The organism is Methylobacterium sp. FW306-05-D, assembly GCF_058782155.1.
On record NZ_JBYSXL010000079.1, the window covers coordinates 1 to 19,769 of the forward strand.

Genomic DNA, 19,769 nt, shown 5'->3' on the forward strand with positions numbered 1-19,769 from the left:
CCCGGGGACGGGCCCCGGCTCCGCGCGTTTCAGGTCGCGCTCACAGGACCTCGACCCGGGTGCCCACGGGCGTGCGCTCGTAGAGGTCGATGACGTCCTCGTTCATCATCCGGATGCAGCCGGACGAGACGTTCTGGCCGATCGTGTGCGGCTCGTTGGTGCCGTGGATGCGGTAGAGCGACGAGCCGAGATAGAGCGCCCGCGCCCCGAGCGGATTGCCGGGGCCGCCGGCCATGTGGCGCGGCAGGTCCGGGCGGCGGCGGATCATCTCCTGCGGCGGGGTCCAGTCCGGCCATTCCCGCTTCTGGCTGATCGTCTTCAGGCCCGACCACGCGAAGCCCGGCCGACCGACGCCGATGCCGTAGCGGATCGCCTGATGCCCGGGCTGCACGAGATAGAGAAACTTTCCGGGGGTATCGACCACGATCGTCCCCGGCCGCTGCGGGCCGTCGAAGGACACGACCTGCCGGGCGTAGCGCGGGTCGGGCGCACGGGCGATGCGCTCGACGTCCGGCTCCAGACCCTGGGCAGACGGGAGAGCGGCGACACGGACCGGTGGCCGCAGGAAAGCCGCGGCGATCGGCAGCGGTTCGCGACGTTCGACGCGCTCCTCGGGCACCCGGTCACCGGACTGGAGCTGGCGCGAAGCCCCTGCCACACCAGAGGGGCCGGGATCGCGCGTCGTGACCCGCTCGTCGGCGAGGCGGGAGACGTAACGGACCGGAGCGGGAGAGGCCGGGCGCGCATCCGCGCCGCTGCCGAGCATGTACTCGATGAATCCCCCGCCATAGGCGCCGGGCCGGGCCGATCCCTGCGACTGCGCCTGTGCCCCCTGCCCCGCCAGGCCCACCGTCAGGCAGGCCACGGCCACGCACCAATCGAACCGCATGCTCGTCCACGCTCCAAGACCGGTCGGACCCGTCCGCGGGTCCGACATGCCCGGAGGATCGGGGACCGGGGCGAGCACCCGGTGAAGGAACATGGTGAATCGTTCAGCGCGAGCGCGGCTTCGAACAGATCGTCGGATTCAGCGTGAACGGCCGGTAAAGGTTGCGAACCGGTTGCGGCGTTCAAGAAATCGCAATCAGTTGGCGGCATCGTCATCCGGCTTCACTCTTTCCGGCTGATCGCGACCGATGACTCTCAAACGTTACCGTATCGAGGACAGCCTCGGGCTCGCAGGTCCCGCCGTGGCCGTCGAAGCCGCCGCCTCGTCGGAGGCGGTGACCCTGAACGGCAAGCGCCTCGAGGAGATCCTCGCGGCGATCCAGGATCTGCGGAAGGTCACGCAGACGAGCACCGTCGAGACGATCGAGGCCTGCCGGCGCGAGCTCAACGAAGCCTTCGCCATGCGCTCCGAGCTCGATGTGATGAAGGAGGCGATCACCCGCACCAAGCAGGAGATCGCGACCCTCTACCGCTCGGAGAACACCGGCAACGGCATGCGCCGGGTGGCCGGCGAGCTCGACGCGGTGGTGGACTCCACCGAGCGCGCCACCAGCACGATCCTGGGCGCGATCGAGGAGATCGAGACCAACGCGAGCATGCTGCGCGCCATGACCACCACCATGGCCGGACGCGAGAACATCGACGCGATCCTCGACCGCGTCGTGGTCGCCTTCGAGGCCTGCAACTTCCAGGACCTGACCGGCCAGCGCATCAACAAGATCGTCGGCGTGCTGAAGTTCATCGAGGAGCACCTCGATCGGATGATCGAGGCCTGGGGCGGCCTCGACACCTTCAGCGAGTTGCTGGGCGCGCCTCCCCCGAGAGTGGACATCGACGACGAGAGCTCGCTCCTCAACGGTCCGAGGCTCGCCGACGATATCGGCCATGTCGACCAGGGCGACATCGACGCGCTGTTCGACTGAGCGCGAGCGCACTTCCCAGGCGCCGATCCCAACCGGCCTGGGCGCCGATCCCCACCGGCGCCCCTTCCCTCTCCATTCCGCGAGGCTTAAGTCAGCGGCATGAGCCGCGCGCCCGCGAAAGACCACGCCTCGAGAGACCGTTCCGCGCAGGACCTGCCGCCTGACGGCTTCGACGACCCGGAAGGCGTCCTGCAGGACGGCTTCGGCGAGGAAGACGCCGCCGACGACGCGCAGGACCACGCCCAGGCCGACGACGCCCCCGAGATCGACTTCGATTTCGAGGAGGGCGCGGTCAAGGCCGGCACCGAGGTGATCCGGCGGTTCTGGACCACCCTGCCGACCTCGCCGGGCGTCTACCGGATGTTCGACGACAAGGGCGACGTGCTCTACGTCGGCAAGGCCAAGAACCTGAAGGCGCGCGTCGGCTCCTATGCCCGGGGCCAGGCGCATTCCAACCGCATCGCCCGCATGATCTCGCAGACGGCGGCGATGGAGTTCGTCACCACCGCCACCGAGACCGAGGCGCTGCTGCTCGAGGCCAACCTCATCAAGCAGCTGAAGCCGCGCTTCAACGTGCTGATGCGGGACGACAAGTCGTTCCCCTACATCCTCGTCACGGCGGATTCGGAAGCGCCGCAGATCATCAAGCATCGCGGTGCCCGGCGCCGGAAGGGCAGCTATTACGGCCCCTTCGCCAGCGTCTGGGCGGTGAACCGCACGGTGAACGCCCTGCAGCGGGCCTTCCTGCTGCGCACCTGCACCGACAGCTACTACGAGAACCGCTCCCGGCCCTGCCTGCTCTATCAGATCAAGCGCTGCTCCGGCCCCTGCACCGGCGAGATCGACCTCGCCGACTACCGGGCGCTGGCCGACAGCGCCAAGAGCTTCCTGGCGGGCAAGTCGAACGCGGTGAAGGACCGCATGCGCGAGGAGATGCAGGACGCCTCGGAGAAGATGGAGTTCGAGCGCGCGGCCCGGTTCCGCGACCGCATCGCGGCCCTGTCGGCGATCCAGGGCACGCAGGGCGTCAACACCCAGGGCGTCGAGGAGGCGGACGTCTTCGCCCTCGACGAGCAGGCCGGCCAGTTCTGCATCGAGGTGTTCTTCTTCCGCAACTTCCAGAACTGGGGCAACCGCGCCTATTTCCCCAAGGCCGACCGCAGCATGACGCCGGACGAGGTACTGGCCTCGTTCATGGGCCAGTTCTACGACGACAAGCCGGCGCCGCGCAGCGTCCTGGTCTCGCACGCCATCGAGGATGCTGAGCTGCTGGCCGCCGCCCTGTCGAGCCGCACCGAGTACCGGGTCGAGATCCACCAGCCCCAGCGCGGCGAGCGCAAGAACCTCGTCGAGTACGCCCAGCGCAACGCCAAGGAGGCCCTCGGCCGGCGCCTCGCCGACACCGCCTCGCAGGGCAAGCTCCTGGTCGCCCTCGGCCAGTCCTTCGGGCTCTCCGGCGCGCCCCGCCGGATCGAGGTCTACGACAACTCGCACATCATGGGCACGAACGCCGTCGGCGGCATGATCGTGGCCGGGCCGACGGGCTTCGCCAAGCAGCATTACCGCACCTTCAACATCAAGTCGGAGGAGCTGACGCCCGGCGACGATTACGGGATGATGCGGGAGGTGCTGCAGCGCCGCTTCAAGCGCCTCGTGAAGGAGAACCCGCGCACGGCGCGCGAGGCCGCCATCGCCGCGAGCGAGGGTGGCGCCCAGGAGCCCGTCGCCGCGGCGCCGCCCGAGAGCGACACCCTGCCGGCCTGGCCCGACCTCGTGCTGATCGACGGCGGCAAGGGGCAGCTCGACGCCGCCCGCACCGCCCTGGAGGAGATCGGCGTCACCGACGTCGCCCTGGTGGGCATCGCCAAGGGCCGGGACCGCGACGCGGGGCGAGAGACCTTCTTCGTGCCCGGCCGGCCGCCCTTCAAGCTGCCCCCGCGCGACCCGACCCTCTACTTCGTGCAGCGCCTGCGCGACGAGGCGCACCGCTTCGCCATCGGCAGCCACCGGGCCAAGCGCAAGCGCGAGATGGTGAAGAATCCCCTGGACGAGATCGCCGGGATCGGGCCGAGCCGCAAGCGCGCCCTACTGCATCATTTCGGCACCGTGAAGGCGATTCAGCGGGCGGCGTTCGAGGATCTGGCGAAGACCCCCGGGGTCAACGCCGCTACGGCCCGGGCCGTGTACGACTTCTTCCACACCCATGCGTGAGGATATCGGCGGGCCGGAGCGGTTGACCCCCACCGCCGCACATGGTTTCACGCCTGCGATGAATCCCGTCCTCACCCGCCGCCGGTCGCCAGCCTGGACGCTCGCGAACTGCCTCACCTACGGGCGGCTCGTGGCGGTGCCCGTGGTCGTCGCGCTCCTGTACTGGCCCAACGAGCCGAGCGCGCGCTTCGGCGCCCTGGCGGTCTACATCCTGGCGGCGATCACCGACTACCTCGACGGCTACGTGGCGCGGACCTACGACCAGAGCTCGGCCCTGGGACGGATGCTCGACCCCATCGCCGACAAGCTGCTGGTGGCCGCCTGCCTCCTCATGCTGGCGGCCGACAACACCATCGTGGGCTGGACCCTCTGGGCCGCGATCGTGATCCTGTGCCGGGAGATCCTGGTCTCGGGCCTGCGCGAGTATCTCGCCGAGCTCAAAGTCGGCGTGCCGGTGAGCAAGGTCGCCAAGTGGAAGACCACCGTGCAGCTGATCGCCATCGGCTTCCTCGTCGCCGGCCCCGCCGGGGAGACGATTCTGCCGGGCACGATCCGGGCCGGAACCGTCCTGCTCTGGATCGCCGCCGCGCTGACGCTCTACACCGGCTGGGACTACCTGCGCGCCGGCATCAAGCACGTCATCGACGACCCGCGTTGAGGAACACCATCGCGATGAAGCTCGTCTATTTTGCCTGGGTGCGCGAGCGGGTCGGCAAGGCGGAGGAGACCGTCGACCTTCCCGCCGGGATCGTCACGGTCTCGGACCTCGTCGACTGGCTGCGCGGCCGGGGCGAGGAATACGCCTATGCCTTCGAGACCACCGGCATCGTGCGCGCGGCGATCGACCGGGTCCACGCCAAACCCGACGCGCCCATCGCGGGCGCTTCCGAGATCGCGTTCTTTCCCCCCATGACGGGGGGTTGAGGCTCGGGCCTCAGCGCTTGCCCAGGGCCGTCGTGAAGGCCGTGAGGTTGTTGCGCATCATCGCCACGTAGGTCGGCGCCGGCCCGTCGGGCCCCGAGAGGGCGTCCGAGAAGACCTTGCCGCCGATGGCGGCCCCGCTCTCGCGGGCGATCTGCTGCATCAGGCGCGGGTCGCTGATGTTCTCCAGGAATACCGCCGGGATCTTCTCCTGGCGGATCTGCCGGATGATGCGGGCGACGTCGCGCGGGCTCGCCTCGCTGTCCGTCGACACCCCCTGGGGGGCGATGAAGGTCAGGCCGTAGGCGGCGGTGAAGTAGCCGAAGGCGTCGTGGGTGGTGATGATCCGGCGCTGGGCCTTCGGGATCGCGGCGATCCCCGTCCGGACCTCGGCGTCGAGGGCGTCGAGGGTGGCGAGGTAGGCCTTGGCGTTGTCGGCGTAGGCCGCGGCGTTGTCCGGATCGATCCGTACCAGGGCGTCCCGGATGTTGGCGACGTAGATCCGCGCATTGGCGATGCTCTGCCAGGCATGGGGATCGTCGTGATGGCCGTGCGCGTGGCCGGACCCGCCATCGGACCCGCCATGGCTGTGATCGTCGTCCTCCGCCTCGATCGGCTTGACCCCGGCGGAGGCGACGACGACCGGCGCCTTCGTGCCCGAGGCCTTGATCAGGCGGTCGATCCAGCCCTCCAGCCCGAGACCGTTGACCACCACGAGCTGGGCGTCGGCCAGGGTGCGGGCATCGCTCGGCGCCGGCGCGTAGCCGTGGGCGTCGGCGTTCGGCTGGACCAGGGACGTCACCGCGACCCGGTCGCCGCCGACTTGAGCGACGAGGTCGGCCAGGATCGAGAAGCTCGCCACCGCGCGGAGCTTGGCCTCCGCCGCCGAGACCGGCCCGAGGAGGCCGAGGAGAAGCACGAGGGCGACGGGCAGGCGCGGCAGCCGGAGCGGCATCGGGGGCGATCCTTTCGGTGAACCCGTCGGCTCTACTGTAACATTATCACATTTCCAAGCCCGAGATTGGGCCTCGGGTCCGGTGGCGGGCCGGGCCGGGTCCCCGTGTGTTTCCCTTGATCTCGCCGGGATGCGGACGCAAACACCCCGGGCAGTCACGGCCCGGGCGCCCTCGGGCGGGCACGGACACCGGAAAGAGCGGATCAGATGGCGCGACGGGCGCTTCCCAAGAGCGACATCCTCCCCCTCCTCGGCCGGGTCTGGCGGGAATGGCTGCGGCCGCACCGGCCGACGCTCGCGGTGGTGCTGGTCCTCATCGCCGTCGTGGGCGCGGCGACGGGCCTGTACCCGACCCTGATCAAGCTCGCCTTCGACGCCTTCGACCGCAAGGACATGGCCGCCCTCGCCTACGGCCCGGTGATCGTCATCGCCATCACGTCGATCCGCGGCTTCGCGCTGTTCGGCCAGAACGTCCTGACCAACCGGGTCGTCACCCGCGTCGAGGCCGACATGCAGGCGGCCCTGTACGGGCACCTCATCGAATCCGACCTCGCCCAGCTCGGGCGCGAGAGCCCGGCGGCGTTCACGCAGCGCTTCACCACGGATTTCGCCTTCATCAAGGAGGCCCTGACCCGCATCTCCACCGTGCTCCTGCGCGACATCGCCATGCTGATCGCCCTGGTGGCGGCCCTGGTCTGGATGGACCCGCTCCTGACCCTGGTGGCCGGCGTGGTGGTGCCGTTCGTGGCCGGGCCCATCGGCCGGGTCGGCCGGAAGCTGCGCCGGGTCTCGACCGCGACCCAGGAACGGATGGGCCTGACCGCCAGCCTGATCACCGAGAGCCTGCAGGGCGCGCGCATCGCCAAGACCTACGCCCTGGAGGGCTACCTCAAGGGCCGGGCGCAGGGCGCCTTCGACGAGGTGCGTCGGCTCAAGATGAAGGCCGCCAATGCCCGCGGCCGCCTCGACCCGCTCCTCGAGATCGGCGGCGGCTTCGCGGTCGCCGCGGTTCTGGCCCTGGTCGGCCAGCGCGTGACCTCCGGCGACCGCACGGTCGGCGACTTCACCGGCTACGTCACGGCGCTGCTGCTGGCCTCCCAGCCGATCCGGACGCTCGGCACCCTCAACGCGATCCTGCAGGAGGCGGGTGCGGCCCTGCAGCGCTACTTCGCCCTGATGGACGAGGCGCCGCAGATCCGCGACGCGCCGGATGCCCGGCCGCTCCGGGTGACCGGCGGCGAGATCCGTTTCACCGGCGTGCGCTTCCGCTACCGGGCCGACGCGCCGGCCCTGGAGGGCATCGACCTCACCGTTCCGGCCGGGGCGACGGTGGCCCTGGTCGGCCGCTCGGGCTCGGGCAAATCCTCCCTCCTCAACCTCGTGCCGCGCCTCTACGACGTCACCGAGGGTGCGGTGCTCATCGACGGGCAGAATCTCCGCACCGTCTCCCTCGCCTCCCTGCGCGCGGCGGTGGCGGTGGTCTCGCAGGACGTGGTCCTGTTCGACGACACCATCGCGGCCAATATCGGCTTCGGCCGGCCGGGGGCGACCCGGGCCGAGATCGAGGCGGCGGCCGGGGCGGCCGCGGCGCACGGCTTCATCAGCCGCCTGCCGGAGGGCTACGACTTCCCCGTCGGGCCTTCGGGCGGACGCCTCTCGGGGGGTGAGCGCCAGCGCATCTCCCTCGCCCGCGCCTTCCTCAAGGACGCGCCGATCCTCCTCCTCGACGAGGCGACCAGTGCCCTCGATTCCGAGTCCGAGCGCCTCGTCCAGGACGCGCTCCTGCGGTTGATGCGGGGCCGCACCACCCTGGTCATCGCCCATCGCCTCTCCACCGTGCGCGACGCCGACTGCATCGTCGTGATGGAGAGCGGGCGCATCGTCGAGACCGGCCGGCACGAGGCCCTGGTGGCGGCGGGCGACGCCTATGCCCGGCTCCACCGGATGCAGCTTTCCGGGGATGCCGAGGACGCGGCCGTGCCGGCCTGACGGGACCGATCCGCCCGCCGCGCGTTGAGCCGGCCGGAGCGGGATGCGGACCTCGATGCGGACAGAGCCTTTCGGAACCACCGCGGACGGCGCGGCGGTGACCCGCCACACCCTCGCGCGGGGCGACCTGCGGGTGCAGATCCTCGATTACGGCGGCATCGTCAGCCGGATCGAGGTGCCGGACCGGACGGGCCGCGTCGCCAACGTCGTCCTGGGGGCCGCCGATCTGGCCGGCTACGCCGCCAGCGACGCGCATTTCGGGGCGCTGATCGGGCGCTACGCCAACCGGATCGCCGGCGGCCGCTTCAGCCTCGACGGGCAGGTGTACCGGCTGCCACGGAACGAGGGCCGCAACACCATGCATGGCGGACCGGAGGGATTCGACCGCCGGATCTGGCGGGTCGAGGCCGCCGATGCGGCAAGCCTGACCCTGGCCTACCGCTCCCCCGACGGCGAGCAGGGTTTTCCGGGCAACCTCGATGTCACCGTGACCTACCGGCTGGAGGCGGACGGCACCCTCGCCATCGCGTATGCCGCCGTCACCGACCGGCCGACGATCCTCAACCTGACCAATCACAGCTACTTCAACCTCGCCGGCGAGGGCGCGGGCTCGGCCCTCGGCCACGTCGTCACCGTCGCGGCGGAGGCGGTGCTGGAGACGGATGCCGAGCAGATCCCCATGGGCGCGGTGCTGCCCGTGGCCGGCACCCCCTTCGACTTCCGCACGCCGACGGCGCTGGGGGCGCGCATCCGGGCGGCGCATCCGCAGCTCGCGCTCGCCCACGGCTACGACCACACCTACGTGCTCGGGGGCGACGGGACCCTGCGCGTCGTGGCGCAGGCGGTCGATCCGGGGAGCGGGCGCTGCCTCACCGTGGCGACGACCCAGCCGGGGCTGCAGCTCTACACCGCCAACATGCTCGACGGGACGGTGACGGGCTCCGGCGGCGGGCTCTACCGGGCGGGCGACGCGGTCTGCTTCGAGGCGCAGGGCTTCCCGGACGCACCGAACCACCCGGCCTTTCCCAGTTCCGTCCTGCGGCCGGACGCGCCGTTCCGGGCGACCACGACCTATCGGTTCGGAACCGTGGCGTAGGCCGGGCGCTGCCGGGCGCCTCAACCGTGGTGCGAATCCGCCTCGATCAGGATCTCGCGCTTGCCGGCGTGGTTGGCCGGGCCGACGATGCCCTCGATCTCCATCCGCTCCATGAGGGAGGCAGCACGATTGTAGCCGATCTGCAGGCGGCGTTGGATGTAGCTCGTCGAGGCCTTCTTGTCCCGCAGCACCACCTGCACCGCCTGGTCGTAGAGGTCACCGCCGGCCTCGCCGAAGCTGCCCTGGTCGAAGACCGCGCCGGCCACCTCGATCTCGTCGGCGCCGCCCTTGCCCCCCGAGGCGGCGTCCTCCTCCGCCGTGACGGCCTCGAGATAGGAGGGCCGGCCCTGGCGCTTGAGGTGGGCGACCACGCTCTCGACCTCCGAATCCGAGCAGAACGGCCCGTGCACGCGGGTGGTGCGCCCGCCCCCGGCCATGAACAGCATGTCGCCCTGGCCCAGCAGCTGCTCGGCGCCCATCTCGCCCAGGATCGTGCGGCTGTCGATCTTGCTCGTCACCTGGAAGGAGATCCGGGTCGGGAAGTTGGCCTTGATCGTGCCCGTGATCACGTCCACCGAGGGACGCTGGGTCGCCATGATCAGGTGGATGCCCGCCGCGCGCGCCATCTGCGCCAGGCGCTGGATCGCCCCCTCGATGTCCTTGCCCGCCACCATCATCAGGTCGGCCATCTCGTCGACCACGATCACGATGTAGGGCAGCGCCGAGAGATCCATCTCCTCCGTCTCGTAGACGGCCTCGCCGGTCTCGCGGTCGAAGCCCGTCTGCACGGTCCGGGTCAGGATCTCGCCGCGCCCGCGCGCCTCGGCGAGGCGGGCATTGAAGCCGTCGATGTTGCGCACACCGACCTTCGACATCTTCTTGTAGCGCTCCTCCATCTCGCGCACGGCCCATTTGAGGGCGATGACCGCCTTCTTCGGGTCGGTGACGACGGGGGAGAGCAGGTGCGGGATGCCGTCGTAGACGGAGAGTTCCAGCATCTTCGGATCGACCATGATCAGGCGGCACTCCTCCGGCTTCATCCGGTAGAGGAGCGACAGGATCATCGTGTTGATGGCCACCGACTTGCCCGAGCCCGTGGTGCCGGCCACCAGCAGGTGAGGCATCTTGGCCAGGTCCGCGATGATCGGCTCGCCGCCGATGTTCTTGCCCAGACACAGGGCGAGGCTCTGCTTCGTCTCCGCGAAATCGGCCGAGGCCAGCAACTCGCGCAGGTACACGGTCTCTCGCCTTGCATTCGGCAGTTCGATGCCGATGGCGTTGCGGCCCGGCACCACGGCGACGCGGGCGGAGACCGCCGACATCGAGCGGGCGATGTCGTCGGCGAGCGAGATCACGCGGCTCGACTTGGTGCCGGGCGCCGGCTCCAGTTCGTAGAGGGTGACCACCGGGCCGGGGCGCACCGCCAGGATGTCGCCGCGCACGCCGAAATCGCTGAGGGTGGCCTCGAGCAGGGTGGCGTTCTGCTCCAGGGCCTCGGACGAGATCTGGCTCGAGGCGGGCAGGCGCGGCGCGTCGGCGAGAAGCTCCAGGGCGGGGTGCCGGTAGTTCTCGGCATTCTGAGGCTGGGGCGGTGCCGCCCGGCGGGCGGCGGCCGGGACCGGCGGCGGAGCGGCAGGCGCCACGCGGGAACGCGCCGGCGCCGCGGCCTCGGCGGGCGGCGCCTCGACATCGTCCGCCTCGTCGGCCTCCTCGTCCTCGTGATGCACGGGCGGCAGCGGGCGCCGTGCGGCGGCCGAAGCCTGGGGCGGCGCGTCGAAGACCGGCTCGCGCCGGCCATCGGACGGCGCCGTCCGGGCGTCGGGGGCGTGGGTCGCCCAGGGGGCATCCTCGGGCGCCGCGAAGGCGCGCTGCGCGGCCAGGGCCGGCGAGGCCCCCGCATAGGCGAGCGCGGTGGCGGCCGCCGCGCGCTCGGCGCGCCAATCGGCGATGCGCGTCGCCAGGGCCGCGCGTCCGCCCATCACGGCCTGGGCCATCGCCCCGAGGGAAACGATGCCGAGGCTCGGCTCGTCGTCCTCGTAGCGACCGTCCTGGCTGGCATCCGGACGGCCGCGTGCCGGCTGGCGTGCCGGGGCCGGCGGAGCATCGTAGGCGTCGAGATCCTCCTCATCGACCTCGCCGACCCGGCACGCCCCGGTGAGGCACAGGATAGCGACGCCGGCGAAGAGAAAGCCCGCGAAGGCGAGGAGCGGCGTCGCGACGATGCCGAGCATCGTGCGGGCGGCATGCATCAGCGCGTCGCCGGCGACGCCGCCTAGGCCGGTGGGCAGCGGCCAGCGCGCCGTGGAGGGCAAGGCGCTCGCCACCGCGCTCGCGGCGAAGAAGCCGATGATCCAGAGGGTGAGGCGCAGGCCGCCGCGGGGCAGCATCCGCGAGCGCATCAGCTGGATGCCCCAGAGCGCCGGGGGCAGCACGAAGGCCAGGGAGCCGAGGCCGAGGAGCTGCATCGCCAGGTCGGACACGACGGCGCCGCCGGTGCCAAGGACGTTGTGGGCCGGATGGTCGGTGGCGTGGTTCAGGCTCGGATCGTCGATCGACCACGTCGCCAGGGCGACCGTCAGCGCGGTGGCACCGGCAAACAGCACGAGACCGCCCAACTCCGTCATCCGCTTGGCCAGGAAGGGGCGAAAGCTGTCAACGAAAGTATCGTAGGGCGATGCGGAACGGCGAAGCGAGCGCATGCGGTACCAGACACGATGGGGAACTGTCCGGTGACGGTAGCGTCGGCGAAGTTAACGGGCGGCTAAGGTTGAGACTTTCCTTCCAAGCCGGCGCAGCGCCAAACCTACGGAAGGCCAGAGCGACACCCCGCCCCCACCCGTCGTCGCGCGGGCCGGGTGTCGGCCGGAGGGCCCCGGGGTCGCCCCGGAGCCCCCGATGAAGGGGATCAGCGGAACAGGTTCGAGAGACCGCCGGGTTCGGCGAAGATCCCGGGGGCGGCGGTGGAGGCCTGGAAGGTGATCGAGCCGACCACGGCATCGCCGCACCACTTCGAGACGCCGCCATTGCCGAGCTGGCGGAAGTCGCCGGTGACGGCCGCGCACTGGACCTTGTTGAGGTCGGTGTTGTGGTAGCGCACGTCGAGGATGACGTTCTTGTAGGTGTAGGACAGGCCGACATTGCCGTAGAGGTAGCTCGGCAGGTCGAACGAATTGAAGCGCCCGGTCACCGGGTTGATGCCGGTGGCCGAGGACTTGGCGGCGCCGAGGAAGAAGTAGCCGACCTCGCTGGAGAGCGAGAAGCCGCCCGCGTAGGGCGAGGGCAGGAACGGGAACAGGGTCGCCGGCAGCAGGTAGGCCGCGGTGCCCGAGACGTAGGTGCTGATCGCGTGCGTGCCGAGGAAGTTCGGCGAGTGGAACACGTTCGCCCCGAGGGTGAGTTCGTCGGTGGCGGTGTAGAGAACCTTGCCGGCGGCCTCGTAATAGTCGGTGTTCGCGGTGGTGAAGGGCGTCGCCGGGAACGGGCCAACGGGCGCCGAGCCGGGGATGAAGATCCGCTGCTCGCGCGGGTAGAAATAATAGAGGATGCCGAGGTCGAAGGCGAACTTGCCGAAGGTCGGGCGGATGCCCGCCACCAGGTCGAACTCCATGTCGCCCCGGGTCGGCAGGCGGGTCTGGTAGGTGGCGAAGCCGGTATAGGCCAGGTTGTCGAAATACTGCGCTTCGAAGAAGGTCTGATAGCTTCCCTGCAGGTTCGACTGCGAGATGCCGCGGAAATTATAGTCGGTCTGGTAGCGCGCGCCGAACGCGAAGCTGATCAGCGGATCGGGCGCCTTGGCCTCGACCGGCATGGTCTTCGGCACCGCGAGGTCGGCCGCATCGGCCTGAAGCGAACCGAGGCTCAACAGTAGAACCGCTGCCGCCGCGCCGGCTCCCGACTTGCCCATCATTGCCATAGACCCCCGTTTTGTCTTCTGTCGGGACGATGGGGAAAGCGTCTGTTCTTGGCAAAATCAACTTTCGAGCAAATGCAGCTTTTCTGGGCAGTTCCGGGTTCACGCCGGCGTTACCACGGCGCTGTTGCCTCGCGGCCACAGCCGTGGTGGTGGCCCGCTCCTGCAGCGGACCGACGGGCCCGGAACGCGAAAGGCCCCCGTCGCGAGGACCGGGGCCTTCCGTGCCGAGACCGAGGGCACCCGATGGTCCGGGCGCCCTCGCGGATCGGTCGTCTCAGTAGTTGTAGGCGCGCTCGCCGTGATCGGCGATATCGAGGCCCTCGCGCTCCTCGTCCTGGGTGACGCGCAGGCCGATGGTGAGATCGACGAGCTTGTACAGGATCGCGGAGCCGACGCCCGACCAGACGATGGTGAAGCCGACGGCCTTGAGCTGGCTCAGGAGGGCGGCGGAGGTCTCGTAGGCGCCGACCGCGAGCTCGCCCGGCTTCGAGGTGTAGTCCGGCAGGCCGACGCCGCCGAAGTCGGTGTTCACCAGGATGCCGGTGGCGAGGGCACCGATGATGCCGCCGATGCAGTGGACGCCGAAGACGTCGAGGGAGTCGTCGTAGCCGAGCGCGTTCTTCACCGTGGAGCACATGATGAAGCAGACCGCGCCGGCGACGAGGCCGAGGATGATCGAACCCATCGGGCCGGCGAAACCGGCGGCCGGGGTGACGGCCACGAGACCCGCGATGGCACCCGACAGCATGCCGAGGAGCGACGGCTTGCCCTTCAGCATCCACTCGACGAACAGCCAGGAGAGGGCTGCGGCGGCGGTGGCCACGAAGGTGTTCAGCATGGCCATGGCGGCGGTGCCGTTGGACTCGAGGTTCGAGCCGGCGTTGAAGCCGAACCAGCCCACCCAGAGGAGCGAGGCGCCGATGGCGGTCATGGTCAGGGAGTGCGGGGCGAGCAGGTCACGGCCGTAGCCGATGCGCTTGCCGAGCATGAGGCAGCCGACGAAGCCCGCGATGCCGGCGTTGATGTGCACCACGGTGCCGCCGGCGAAGTCGAGGGCGCCCCACTTGAAGAGCAGGCCGGCATCGGCGTTCACGGCGTCGAGGGCCGCCTGGGCGGTCGCCTTCGAGGCGTCGTCGGTGGCGGCGGCCAGCGCCTTGGCGGCGTTGCCGACGGCATCCGGGCCGCCCCAGTACCAGACCATGTGCGCCATCGGGAAGTAGATCAGCGTGGTCCAGAGGATCATGAACACGACCAGCGCCGAGAACTTCATCCGCTCGGCGAAGGCGCCGACGATGAGGGCCGGAGTGATCATCGCGAACGTCATCTGGAAGCAGATGTAGACGTATTCGGGGATCACGACGCCGTTCGAGAAGGTGGCGACGGTGGAGTTCGCGTCGATGCCCTTGAGGAAGGCCTTGGACAGGCCGCCGACGAAGTCGTTGAGGCCGCCGCCGTTGGTGAAGGCGAGGCTGTAGCCGAAGATCACGAACAGGAGGCAGGAGATGCAGGCGATGGCGAAGACCTGCGTCAGCACCGAGAGCATGTTCTTGGTGCGCACGAGGCCGCCGTAGAACAGGGCGAGGCCGGGCACCACCATCAGCAGCACCAGGGCGCTGGAGATGAGCATCCAGGCGGTGTCGCCCTTGTTCGGGACGGGCGCGGCGCTCGCGGCGGCCGGCACGGCCTCCGCCGTGGGCGTCTGCGCGAGGGATGGCTCGATGAACAGGAGCGCCAGCGCGGCGCCCCCCAGCCCGAGCGCCAGGGCATTGCGAAGCTTCATGGAAACGAGACTCCCGATCGCGGTGCGATGCTGTTGTGAAGAGGAAATGTCAGGTCTGGCCGGACGGGGGCGTCCGGTCGGGGGTCGCCTCAGAGGGCGTCGACGTCGGTCTCGCCGGTGCGGATGCGGACGGCCTTCTCGAGAGGCACGACGAAGATCTTGCCGTCGCCGATCTGGCCCGTGCGGGCGGCCGCCGCGATCGCGTCGATGACGCTGGCGGTGAGGTCGGAGGCCACCGCCACCTCGATCTTGAGCTTGGGCAGGAAGCTCACGGCATACTCGGCGCCGCGGTAGATCTCGGTGTGGCCCTTCTGGCGGCCGTAGCCCTTCACCTCGGTGACGGTGAGGCCGTGAACGCCGATGCCGGTCAGAGCGTCGCGCACCTCCTCCAGCTTGAACGGCTTGATGATGGCCATCACGATTTTCATGGGCGACGCCCCCTTCGGTACGAGTTGAGTTCGACAGACGAGAAACAGGCAGACGAGAGACTTGCGCGCGTGGAGGCCACCGGCCGGCGCACGCAAGCGTCGCGACAGGATCGGACCGGCCGGTCCGCACGGACCGTGACCGGCCCGTGCGTTCGCCCCCCATATTCAAGGACTATGCCAGAGGAACTTTTTCGCCGGTCGCGGTTCTGCCCAAGAAGTGGCCGGGCGCTGATTCAAGACGCGGCGTTTTTCCGGCCAAGTTTGCGCGCTAATTAGGCAGATCGCCGATCAGACAGGCAAATTGGATGCGTGGCGGGCGTCGTCCGGGTTCCGGCGCCCGTCAGGTCTCGTTCCGGCGCGGCCGGATCATGCCTTCCTGCGCCACCGAGGCGACCAGGGTGCCGTCGCGGGTGAAGATCTGGCCACGGGCGAAGCCGCGCGCGCCTCCGGCACTCGGACTGTCCTGGGCGTAGAGTAGCCAGTCGTCGGCCCGGAAGGGCCGGTGGAACCACAGGGCGTGATCGAGGCTCGCCGACTGGATCTCGGGGTCGAACACGGTCTGGCCGTGCGGGATCAGGGTCGCGTCGAGGAGCGTCATGTCGGAGGCGTAGGCCAGGACGGCGCGGTGGATCGCGGGATCGTCGGGCAGGCGGTCGACGGCCCGCATCCAGACGTGGAAGCGCGGCTCGCGCGGGGCCCGGCGCAGGTAGCGCTCGATCTCGACGGGCCGCAGCTCGATCGGGCGGCGGCGCCCGAAATACGAGAGGATCGGGGCGGGGATCGCGAGACCGTGGCGGGCGGCATCGGCGGTGGCGGCGGGCGCCTCCGGCACGTCCTCCGGCGGCGCCACGTCGGGCATGACCGCCTGGTGCGCGGCCCCCTCCTCCGCGTCGTGGAAGGAGACCGACATCGCGAAGATCGCCCGGCCATGCTGATGCGCGACGACGCGGCGGGTGGTGAAGCTGCGCCCGTCGCGGATGCGCTCCACCGCGTAGTCGATCGGCGCCGCGGGATCTCCGCCGAGCAGGAAGTAGGCGTGCAGGGAATGGGGCGGCCGGGTGCCCGGCACCGTGCGGGCGGCCGCGACCAGGGCCTGCGCCACCACCTGCCCGCCGAAGACCCGAAACCAGCCGGTCTGCAGGCTCTCGCCCCGGAAGAGATCCGGCTCCAGGCTCTTCAGGTCGAGGATGTCGAGGAGTTCGGTGACGATGCCGGTCATGCCGCTTCCCTGGTCGCCCGGCGATCCCCGGGCCGCGTGGTCGCCGCAGCGCCCGGGGCGATCCTTCACATGTGAACCATCGTGCCGGCAAGGATCGGTATGGCAAGGATCGCGATGGCCCGGGCGTCCGGCCTCCACCGTGATCGCGGCCAGCGACGATGCGGCGGGCTCGATGCCCGGCGTCGCGCGTTGCCCCCGGCGCCGGGGAATGGCACTCCCTTTCCGGCAGCGCGGAGGGCGGGGATCGGCATGGACGCAACGAGGAAGCCCGGCACGTCGCGCAGCGTGGTCATCGCCGGCGCCGGCATTCCCGGCCTGACCCTCGCCCTGGCGCTCGCGCAGGCGAACGGGCCTGCGCTCACCGTCACCCTGTGCGATCCCGGCCTCGGCGCCGGCGCGGCGCGCCATGCCGGGCGGGCCTACGCGGTGGCGGCCGGCGGGCGGCGCATGTTCGAGCGCCTCGGCGTCTGGGACGCGGCGAGCCGGGCGGCCCAGCCGATCCACGACATGGTGGTGAGCGACAGCCGGCTCGCCGACCCCGTGCGGCCGGTCTTCCTCACCTTCGCGCAGGAGGCGGAAGCCGGCACACCCTTCGCCCACATGGTGGAGGCCGAGCCGCTGGTGGCCGCCCTGCTGGCGGCGGCCGAGGCGGCCGGGGTGGTGTTCGAGCCCGTCGGCATCGTCGAGGCTGCTCCGGCCGGCGGCACCATCCGCCTCGCCCTCGGTGACGGCCGGGTGCTGCAGGCCGCCCTCCTGGTGGCGGCCGACGGGGCGCGTTCGCGCCTGCGGGAGGCGGCCAAGATCGGCTGGGTCGGCTGGTCCTATCCGCAGATGGGGCTCGTCGCCACGATCGGGCACGCCCGCGACCATGCGGGCCGGGCCTACGAACACTTCCTGCCGAGCGGCCCCTTCGCCATCCTGCCCCTGGTGGACGGCGGCGCCCTCGGCCATCGCTCCTCCATCGTCTGGACGGAGCGGGCGGCGGACGTGCCGGCCCTGACCGGCGGCGGCCCGGAGGACACACTGGCCGAGATCGAGCGCCGCTTCGGGCTGACGCTCGGCCGCCTGTCCCTGGAGCGGGGCCCGAGCGCCCATCCCCTCGCCTTCGGCATGGCCCGGAGCTTCCGCGGCGAGCGCCTCGCGCTCCTGGGCGATGCCGCGCACGTCATCCATCCCATCGCCGGTCAGGGGCTCAATCTCGGTCTCGCCGGGGCGGCCGTGCTGGCGGAGGCGGTGACCGACGCCCTTCGGCTCGGCCTCGACCCCGGGAGCCCGGATGTGCTGAGGCACTACGAGCGCGCGCGCCGCTTCGACACCGTGGCGATGGGCGCGGTCACGGACGGGCTCAACCGCCTGTTCTCGAACGACGCGACGCCGCTGCGCCTGGCGCGCGACCTCGGCCTCGGTCTCGTCGACCGGCTGCCGGGCCTGAAGCGCCTGTTCATCGGCGAGGCGGCGGCGGCGCGCGGCCCGCAGCCCCGCCTGATGCGCGGCGAGGCTCTCTGAAACGCGAGACGGCGGCCCTTCCCGATGGCAGGACCGCCGCCGTTCGGAGTCCGGATTCCGGGCGGTTACTTGCCCTTGGCGGCCTTGTTGGCCTTCTCGCGCTCGATGCCCTCGAGGATGAGGCGGTGCGCCTCCTCCTTACCGCCCCAGCGCTTGATCTTGACCCACTTGCCGGGCTCCAGATCCTTGTAGTGCTCGAAGAAGTGCTGGATCTGGTGGATCGTGATGTCGGGCAGGTCGGTGTAGTTCTCGATCCGGTCGTAGCGCATGGTCAGGTGGCGCGACGGCACGGCGATGATCTTCTCGTCCTCGCCGGAATTGTCCTCCATCACCAGCACGCCGATCGGACGGGCGCTGATGATCGCGCCCGGGGCGATGGCGCGGGTGTTGGCCACCAGCACGTCGCAGGGATCGCCGTCGCCCGACAGGGTGTGCGGGATGAAGCCGTAATTGCCCGGGTAGTGCATCGCCGTATACAGGAACCGGTCGACCACCAGGGCGCCGGCCTCCTTGTCCATCTCGTACTTGATCGGGTCGCCACCGATCGGCACCTCGATGATGACGTTCACGTCGTCCGGCGGATTCTTGCCGATCGAGACCGCATCGATGATCATGTCTGTGCTCCCGCAAGCAGGGGCATTCTGGCCCCGTTGCCGGGTTTCTTAAGGCCCTTCCGCCGCGAAGGAAATCGTACCTTGCGGCAGGGGGCGACGTTTGTGCGAAATTGTCGGGCGCCGCCTTAGGGACGATCCGAGGGCCCGAAACGCCGGCGCCAGGCCGCGGCGAGGCGCTGAAAGGTCCGCTCGATCCAGCGTGCCGCGTGCTCCAGGGGCACCTTGAGGGCGGGCACGTCCTGGCTCAGGAGCGCGAGGCCGACCGGCAGCATCCACAGGCCGAGGATGGGCAGGATCGAGAAGATGCCGCCCAGGATGAAGAGGATCGACGCCAGGAGGCGGACCCAGAACCGGGAGGGCTCGCGCAGCCAGTCCACCGCCCGGCGGATGCGGTCCGGCAGCTTGGCGCTGAGATCCGTGACCCGCCTGTCCCAATCCGCTGCCGTCACGCTCATCCGTGGTCCCGTCCCTTTGCCGCGAGGCCTGGTCCGCCGGACCGGACCGCCTGGGGCGGTCCCGGCTTCGGCGCCGTCAGGTGAAGCGGAAACCGACCTTGGGCAGAACCGTTCCGGCGATCCGGTCGACGGCATGGCCGATTTCGGCGCCGCCGAGCCCGGCATAGAAGGTCCGGGCCCGGTCGTTGCCCTCCAGCGCCCAGACCCCGACGCGGACGAGGCCATGGTCGGCGAGGTCGTTGGAGACGGCCCGGAACAGGCGCCGGCCGAGGCCGAGCCCCTGATAGGCGGGACGGATGTAGAGTTCGTCGATCTCGCCGGGTGCCTGGAGGAGGCGGCCCCGCGCGGGTCCGTAGATCGCGTAGCCGACGAGGCTGCCTTCCTGCTCGACCACCACGAGGGGGCGGCTGCGCTGGGTTGCACCGAGCCACCATTGCGAGCTGCGCTGCGAGATCATGCGCTCGAGGGCGACCCCGGGGATGATCCCCCGATAGGCCTCGCGCCAGGTCTCGTCGAACAAATCCGCCAGGCGGTCGGCGTCGACCGGACGGGCGCGGCGGATGCTGGTGGTGCTCGTACGCATGACGGATCCCCGCGCTCGATGAAGACGATGGACGGTTCGCTATCGGTGTCGATCACCGCATCGGAGGTGACGATCCGGGCGAAGACAAGGCGGTTCCGAGCAACGCAAGGTGGATGCCGGTTGCTCCCCGCAGGCCACAGCCCGTTTGCCGCAGCCGCCGCGCACTGGTAGATCAGCAGCCTCCGCCTCCCCCGCCTCCCCCCGGTTCCTCCGCCCCCGTGTTCAACC

At 70.4% G+C, this 19,769-nt stretch carries 17 protein-coding genes; 7 read left to right on the forward strand and 10 right to left on the reverse strand.

The features are described from left to right. Positions 1 to 40: 40 nt before the first annotated feature. Positions 41 to 889 (reverse strand): L,D-transpeptidase, encoded by an 849-nt coding sequence (locus tag AC3WLN_RS20140; protein ID WP_492484229.1) that lies wholly within the window; start codon positions 887 to 889, stop codon positions 41 to 43. A 247-nt stretch (positions 890 to 1,136) separates the two neighbouring features. Between AC3WLN_RS20140 and AC3WLN_RS20145 the strand changes: the two genes are divergently transcribed. The 4 genes from AC3WLN_RS20145 (at position 1,137) to moaD (ending at position 5,006) form a co-directional block, all read left to right on the forward strand. Beyond that, positions 1,137 to 1,871, forward strand: coding sequence for a chemotaxis protein (locus tag AC3WLN_RS20145; protein ID WP_492484231.1), 735 nt, complete (start codon positions 1,137 to 1,139; stop codon positions 1,869 to 1,871). 99 nt (positions 1,872 to 1,970) lie between these two features. Further along, positions 1,971 to 4,082, forward strand: a complete 2,112-nt coding sequence (gene uvrC / locus AC3WLN_RS20150; protein WP_492484233.1) for an excinuclease ABC subunit UvrC — start codon at positions 1,971 to 1,973, stop codon at positions 4,080 to 4,082. Positions 4,083 to 4,140: 58 nt separating this feature from the next. Beyond that, a complete protein-coding gene (gene pgsA, locus AC3WLN_RS20155) occupies positions 4,141 to 4,740 on the forward strand; it encodes a CDP-diacylglycerol--glycerol-3-phosphate 3-phosphatidyltransferase (RefSeq protein WP_463780678.1) in 600 nt (199 codons plus the stop codon). 14 nt (positions 4,741 to 4,754) lie between these two features. Further along, positions 4,755 to 5,006 (forward strand): molybdopterin converting factor subunit 1, encoded by a 252-nt coding sequence (gene moaD / locus AC3WLN_RS20160; protein ID WP_492484235.1) that lies wholly within the window; start codon positions 4,755 to 4,757, stop codon positions 5,004 to 5,006. Between the two features lie 10 nt (positions 5,007 to 5,016). Here the strand turns inward: moaD and AC3WLN_RS20165 are convergent, their stop codons facing one another. Then, entirely contained in the window at positions 5,017 to 5,958 is a 942-nt protein-coding gene (locus AC3WLN_RS20165) for a metal ABC transporter substrate-binding protein (RefSeq protein WP_492484237.1), read from the reverse strand. Positions 5,959 to 6,165: 207 nt separating this feature from the next. On the opposite strand from AC3WLN_RS20165, the gene AC3WLN_RS20170 reads away from it, so the two are divergent. Together AC3WLN_RS20170 and AC3WLN_RS20175 are read left to right on the forward strand one after the other, a co-directional pair. Then, positions 6,166 to 7,947, forward strand: coding sequence for an ABC transporter ATP-binding protein (locus AC3WLN_RS20170; RefSeq protein ID WP_492484239.1), 1,782 nt, complete (start codon positions 6,166 to 6,168; stop codon positions 7,945 to 7,947). A 55-nt stretch (positions 7,948 to 8,002) separates the two neighbouring features. Continuing rightward, positions 8,003 to 9,043, forward strand: coding sequence for an aldose epimerase family protein (locus AC3WLN_RS20175; protein WP_492484241.1), 1,041 nt, complete (start codon positions 8,003 to 8,005; stop codon positions 9,041 to 9,043). Positions 9,044 to 9,063: 20 nt separating this feature from the next. Here AC3WLN_RS20175 and AC3WLN_RS20180 read toward each other — a convergent pair whose 3' ends face one another. The 5 genes from AC3WLN_RS20180 to tesB all read right to left on the reverse strand — a co-directional run bounded on the left by AC3WLN_RS20180 (position 9,064) and on the right by tesB (position 16,383). Continuing rightward, entirely contained in the window at positions 9,064 to 11,742 is a 2,679-nt protein-coding gene (locus AC3WLN_RS20180) for a DNA translocase FtsK (RefSeq protein ID WP_492484242.1), read from the reverse strand. A 206-nt stretch (positions 11,743 to 11,948) separates the two neighbouring features. Continuing rightward, positions 11,949 to 12,905 carry a TorF family putative porin gene (locus AC3WLN_RS20185; RefSeq protein ID WP_492484244.1) on the reverse strand — a complete coding sequence of 319 codons (957 nt, stop codon included), beginning with the start codon at positions 12,903 to 12,905 and terminating at the stop codon, positions 11,949 to 11,951. A gap of 325 nt (positions 12,906 to 13,230) precedes the next feature. Then, positions 13,231 to 14,736 (reverse strand): ammonium transporter, encoded by a 1,506-nt coding sequence (locus AC3WLN_RS20190; protein WP_492484246.1) that lies wholly within the window; start codon positions 14,734 to 14,736, stop codon positions 13,231 to 13,233. An 89-nt stretch (positions 14,737 to 14,825) separates the two neighbouring features. Then, the gene (locus AC3WLN_RS20195) at positions 14,826 to 15,164 is read right to left on the reverse strand and encodes a P-II family nitrogen regulator (protein WP_056467014.1); all 339 of its coding nucleotides are present in this window, start codon (positions 15,162 to 15,164) and stop codon (positions 14,826 to 14,828) included. 340 nt (positions 15,165 to 15,504) lie between these two features. Beyond that, positions 15,505 to 16,383: an acyl-CoA thioesterase II gene (tesB, locus tag AC3WLN_RS20200; protein ID WP_492484255.1), complete on the reverse strand. Its 879-nt coding sequence runs from the start codon at positions 16,381 to 16,383 to the stop codon at positions 15,505 to 15,507. A gap of 249 nt (positions 16,384 to 16,632) precedes the next feature. Between tesB and AC3WLN_RS20205 the strand changes: the two genes are divergently transcribed. Continuing rightward, entirely contained in the window at positions 16,633 to 17,889 is a 1,257-nt protein-coding gene (locus AC3WLN_RS20205) for an FAD-dependent monooxygenase (RefSeq protein ID WP_492484249.1), read from the forward strand. Positions 17,890 to 17,954: 65 nt separating this feature from the next. On the opposite strand, the gene ppa is transcribed toward AC3WLN_RS20205, so the two are convergent. The 3 genes from ppa to AC3WLN_RS20220 form a co-directional block, all read right to left on the reverse strand. Beyond that, positions 17,955 to 18,503 carry an inorganic diphosphatase gene (gene ppa, locus AC3WLN_RS20210; RefSeq protein WP_055948297.1) on the reverse strand — a complete coding sequence of 183 codons (549 nt, stop codon included), beginning with the start codon at positions 18,501 to 18,503 and terminating at the stop codon, positions 17,955 to 17,957. 125 nt (positions 18,504 to 18,628) lie between these two features. Continuing rightward, positions 18,629 to 18,958: a hypothetical protein gene (locus AC3WLN_RS20215; RefSeq protein ID WP_492484251.1), complete on the reverse strand. Its 330-nt coding sequence runs from the start codon at positions 18,956 to 18,958 to the stop codon at positions 18,629 to 18,631. 76 nt (positions 18,959 to 19,034) lie between these two features. Further along, a complete protein-coding gene (locus tag AC3WLN_RS20220) occupies positions 19,035 to 19,541 on the reverse strand; it encodes a GNAT family N-acetyltransferase (RefSeq protein ID WP_492484253.1) in 507 nt (168 codons plus the stop codon). Between the last annotated feature and the right edge of the window lie 228 nt (positions 19,542 to 19,769).

What these genes read in the sequence shown, in the direction of transcription:
- AC3WLN_RS20205 (WP_492484249.1), top strand. Translation starts at nt 16,633, where the DNA reads ATGGACGCAACGAGGAAGCCCGGCACGTCGCGCAGCGTGGTCATCGCC.
- tesB (WP_492484255.1), bottom strand. Translation starts at nt 16,383, where the DNA reads ATGACCGGCATCGTCACCGAACTCCTCGACATCCTCGACCTGAAGAGC.
- ppa (WP_055948297.1), bottom strand. Translation starts at nt 18,503, where the DNA reads ATGATCATCGATGCGGTCTCGATCGGCAAGAATCCGCCGGACGACGTG.
- moaD (WP_492484235.1), top strand. Translation starts at nt 4,755, where the DNA reads ATGAAGCTCGTCTATTTTGCCTGGGTGCGCGAGCGGGTCGGCAAGGCG.
- AC3WLN_RS20165 (WP_492484237.1), bottom strand. Translation starts at nt 5,958, where the DNA reads ATGCCGCTCCGGCTGCCGCGCCTGCCCGTCGCCCTCGTGCTTCTCCTC.
- AC3WLN_RS20190 (WP_492484246.1), bottom strand. Translation starts at nt 14,736, where the DNA reads ATGAAGCTTCGCAATGCCCTGGCGCTCGGGCTGGGGGGCGCCGCGCTG.
- AC3WLN_RS20175 (WP_492484241.1), top strand. Translation starts at nt 8,003, where the DNA reads ATGCGGACAGAGCCTTTCGGAACCACCGCGGACGGCGCGGCGGTGACC.
- AC3WLN_RS20145 (WP_492484231.1), top strand. Translation starts at nt 1,137, where the DNA reads ATGACTCTCAAACGTTACCGTATCGAGGACAGCCTCGGGCTCGCAGGT.
- AC3WLN_RS20195 (WP_056467014.1), bottom strand. Translation starts at nt 15,164, where the DNA reads ATGAAAATCGTGATGGCCATCATCAAGCCGTTCAAGCTGGAGGAGGTG.
- uvrC (WP_492484233.1), top strand. Translation starts at nt 1,971, where the DNA reads ATGAGCCGCGCGCCCGCGAAAGACCACGCCTCGAGAGACCGTTCCGCG.
- AC3WLN_RS20215 (WP_492484251.1), bottom strand. Translation starts at nt 18,958, where the DNA reads ATGAGCGTGACGGCAGCGGATTGGGACAGGCGGGTCACGGATCTCAGC.
- AC3WLN_RS20140 (WP_492484229.1), bottom strand. Translation starts at nt 889, where the DNA reads ATGCGGTTCGATTGGTGCGTGGCCGTGGCCTGCCTGACGGTGGGCCTG.
- AC3WLN_RS20170 (WP_492484239.1), top strand. Translation starts at nt 6,166, where the DNA reads ATGGCGCGACGGGCGCTTCCCAAGAGCGACATCCTCCCCCTCCTCGGC.
- AC3WLN_RS20180 (WP_492484242.1), bottom strand. Translation starts at nt 11,742, where the DNA reads ATGCGCTCGCTTCGCCGTTCCGCATCGCCCTACGATACTTTCGTTGAC.
- pgsA (WP_463780678.1), top strand. Translation starts at nt 4,141, where the DNA reads ATGAATCCCGTCCTCACCCGCCGCCGGTCGCCAGCCTGGACGCTCGCG.
- AC3WLN_RS20220 (WP_492484253.1), bottom strand. Translation starts at nt 19,541, where the DNA reads ATGCGTACGAGCACCACCAGCATCCGCCGCGCCCGTCCGGTCGACGCC.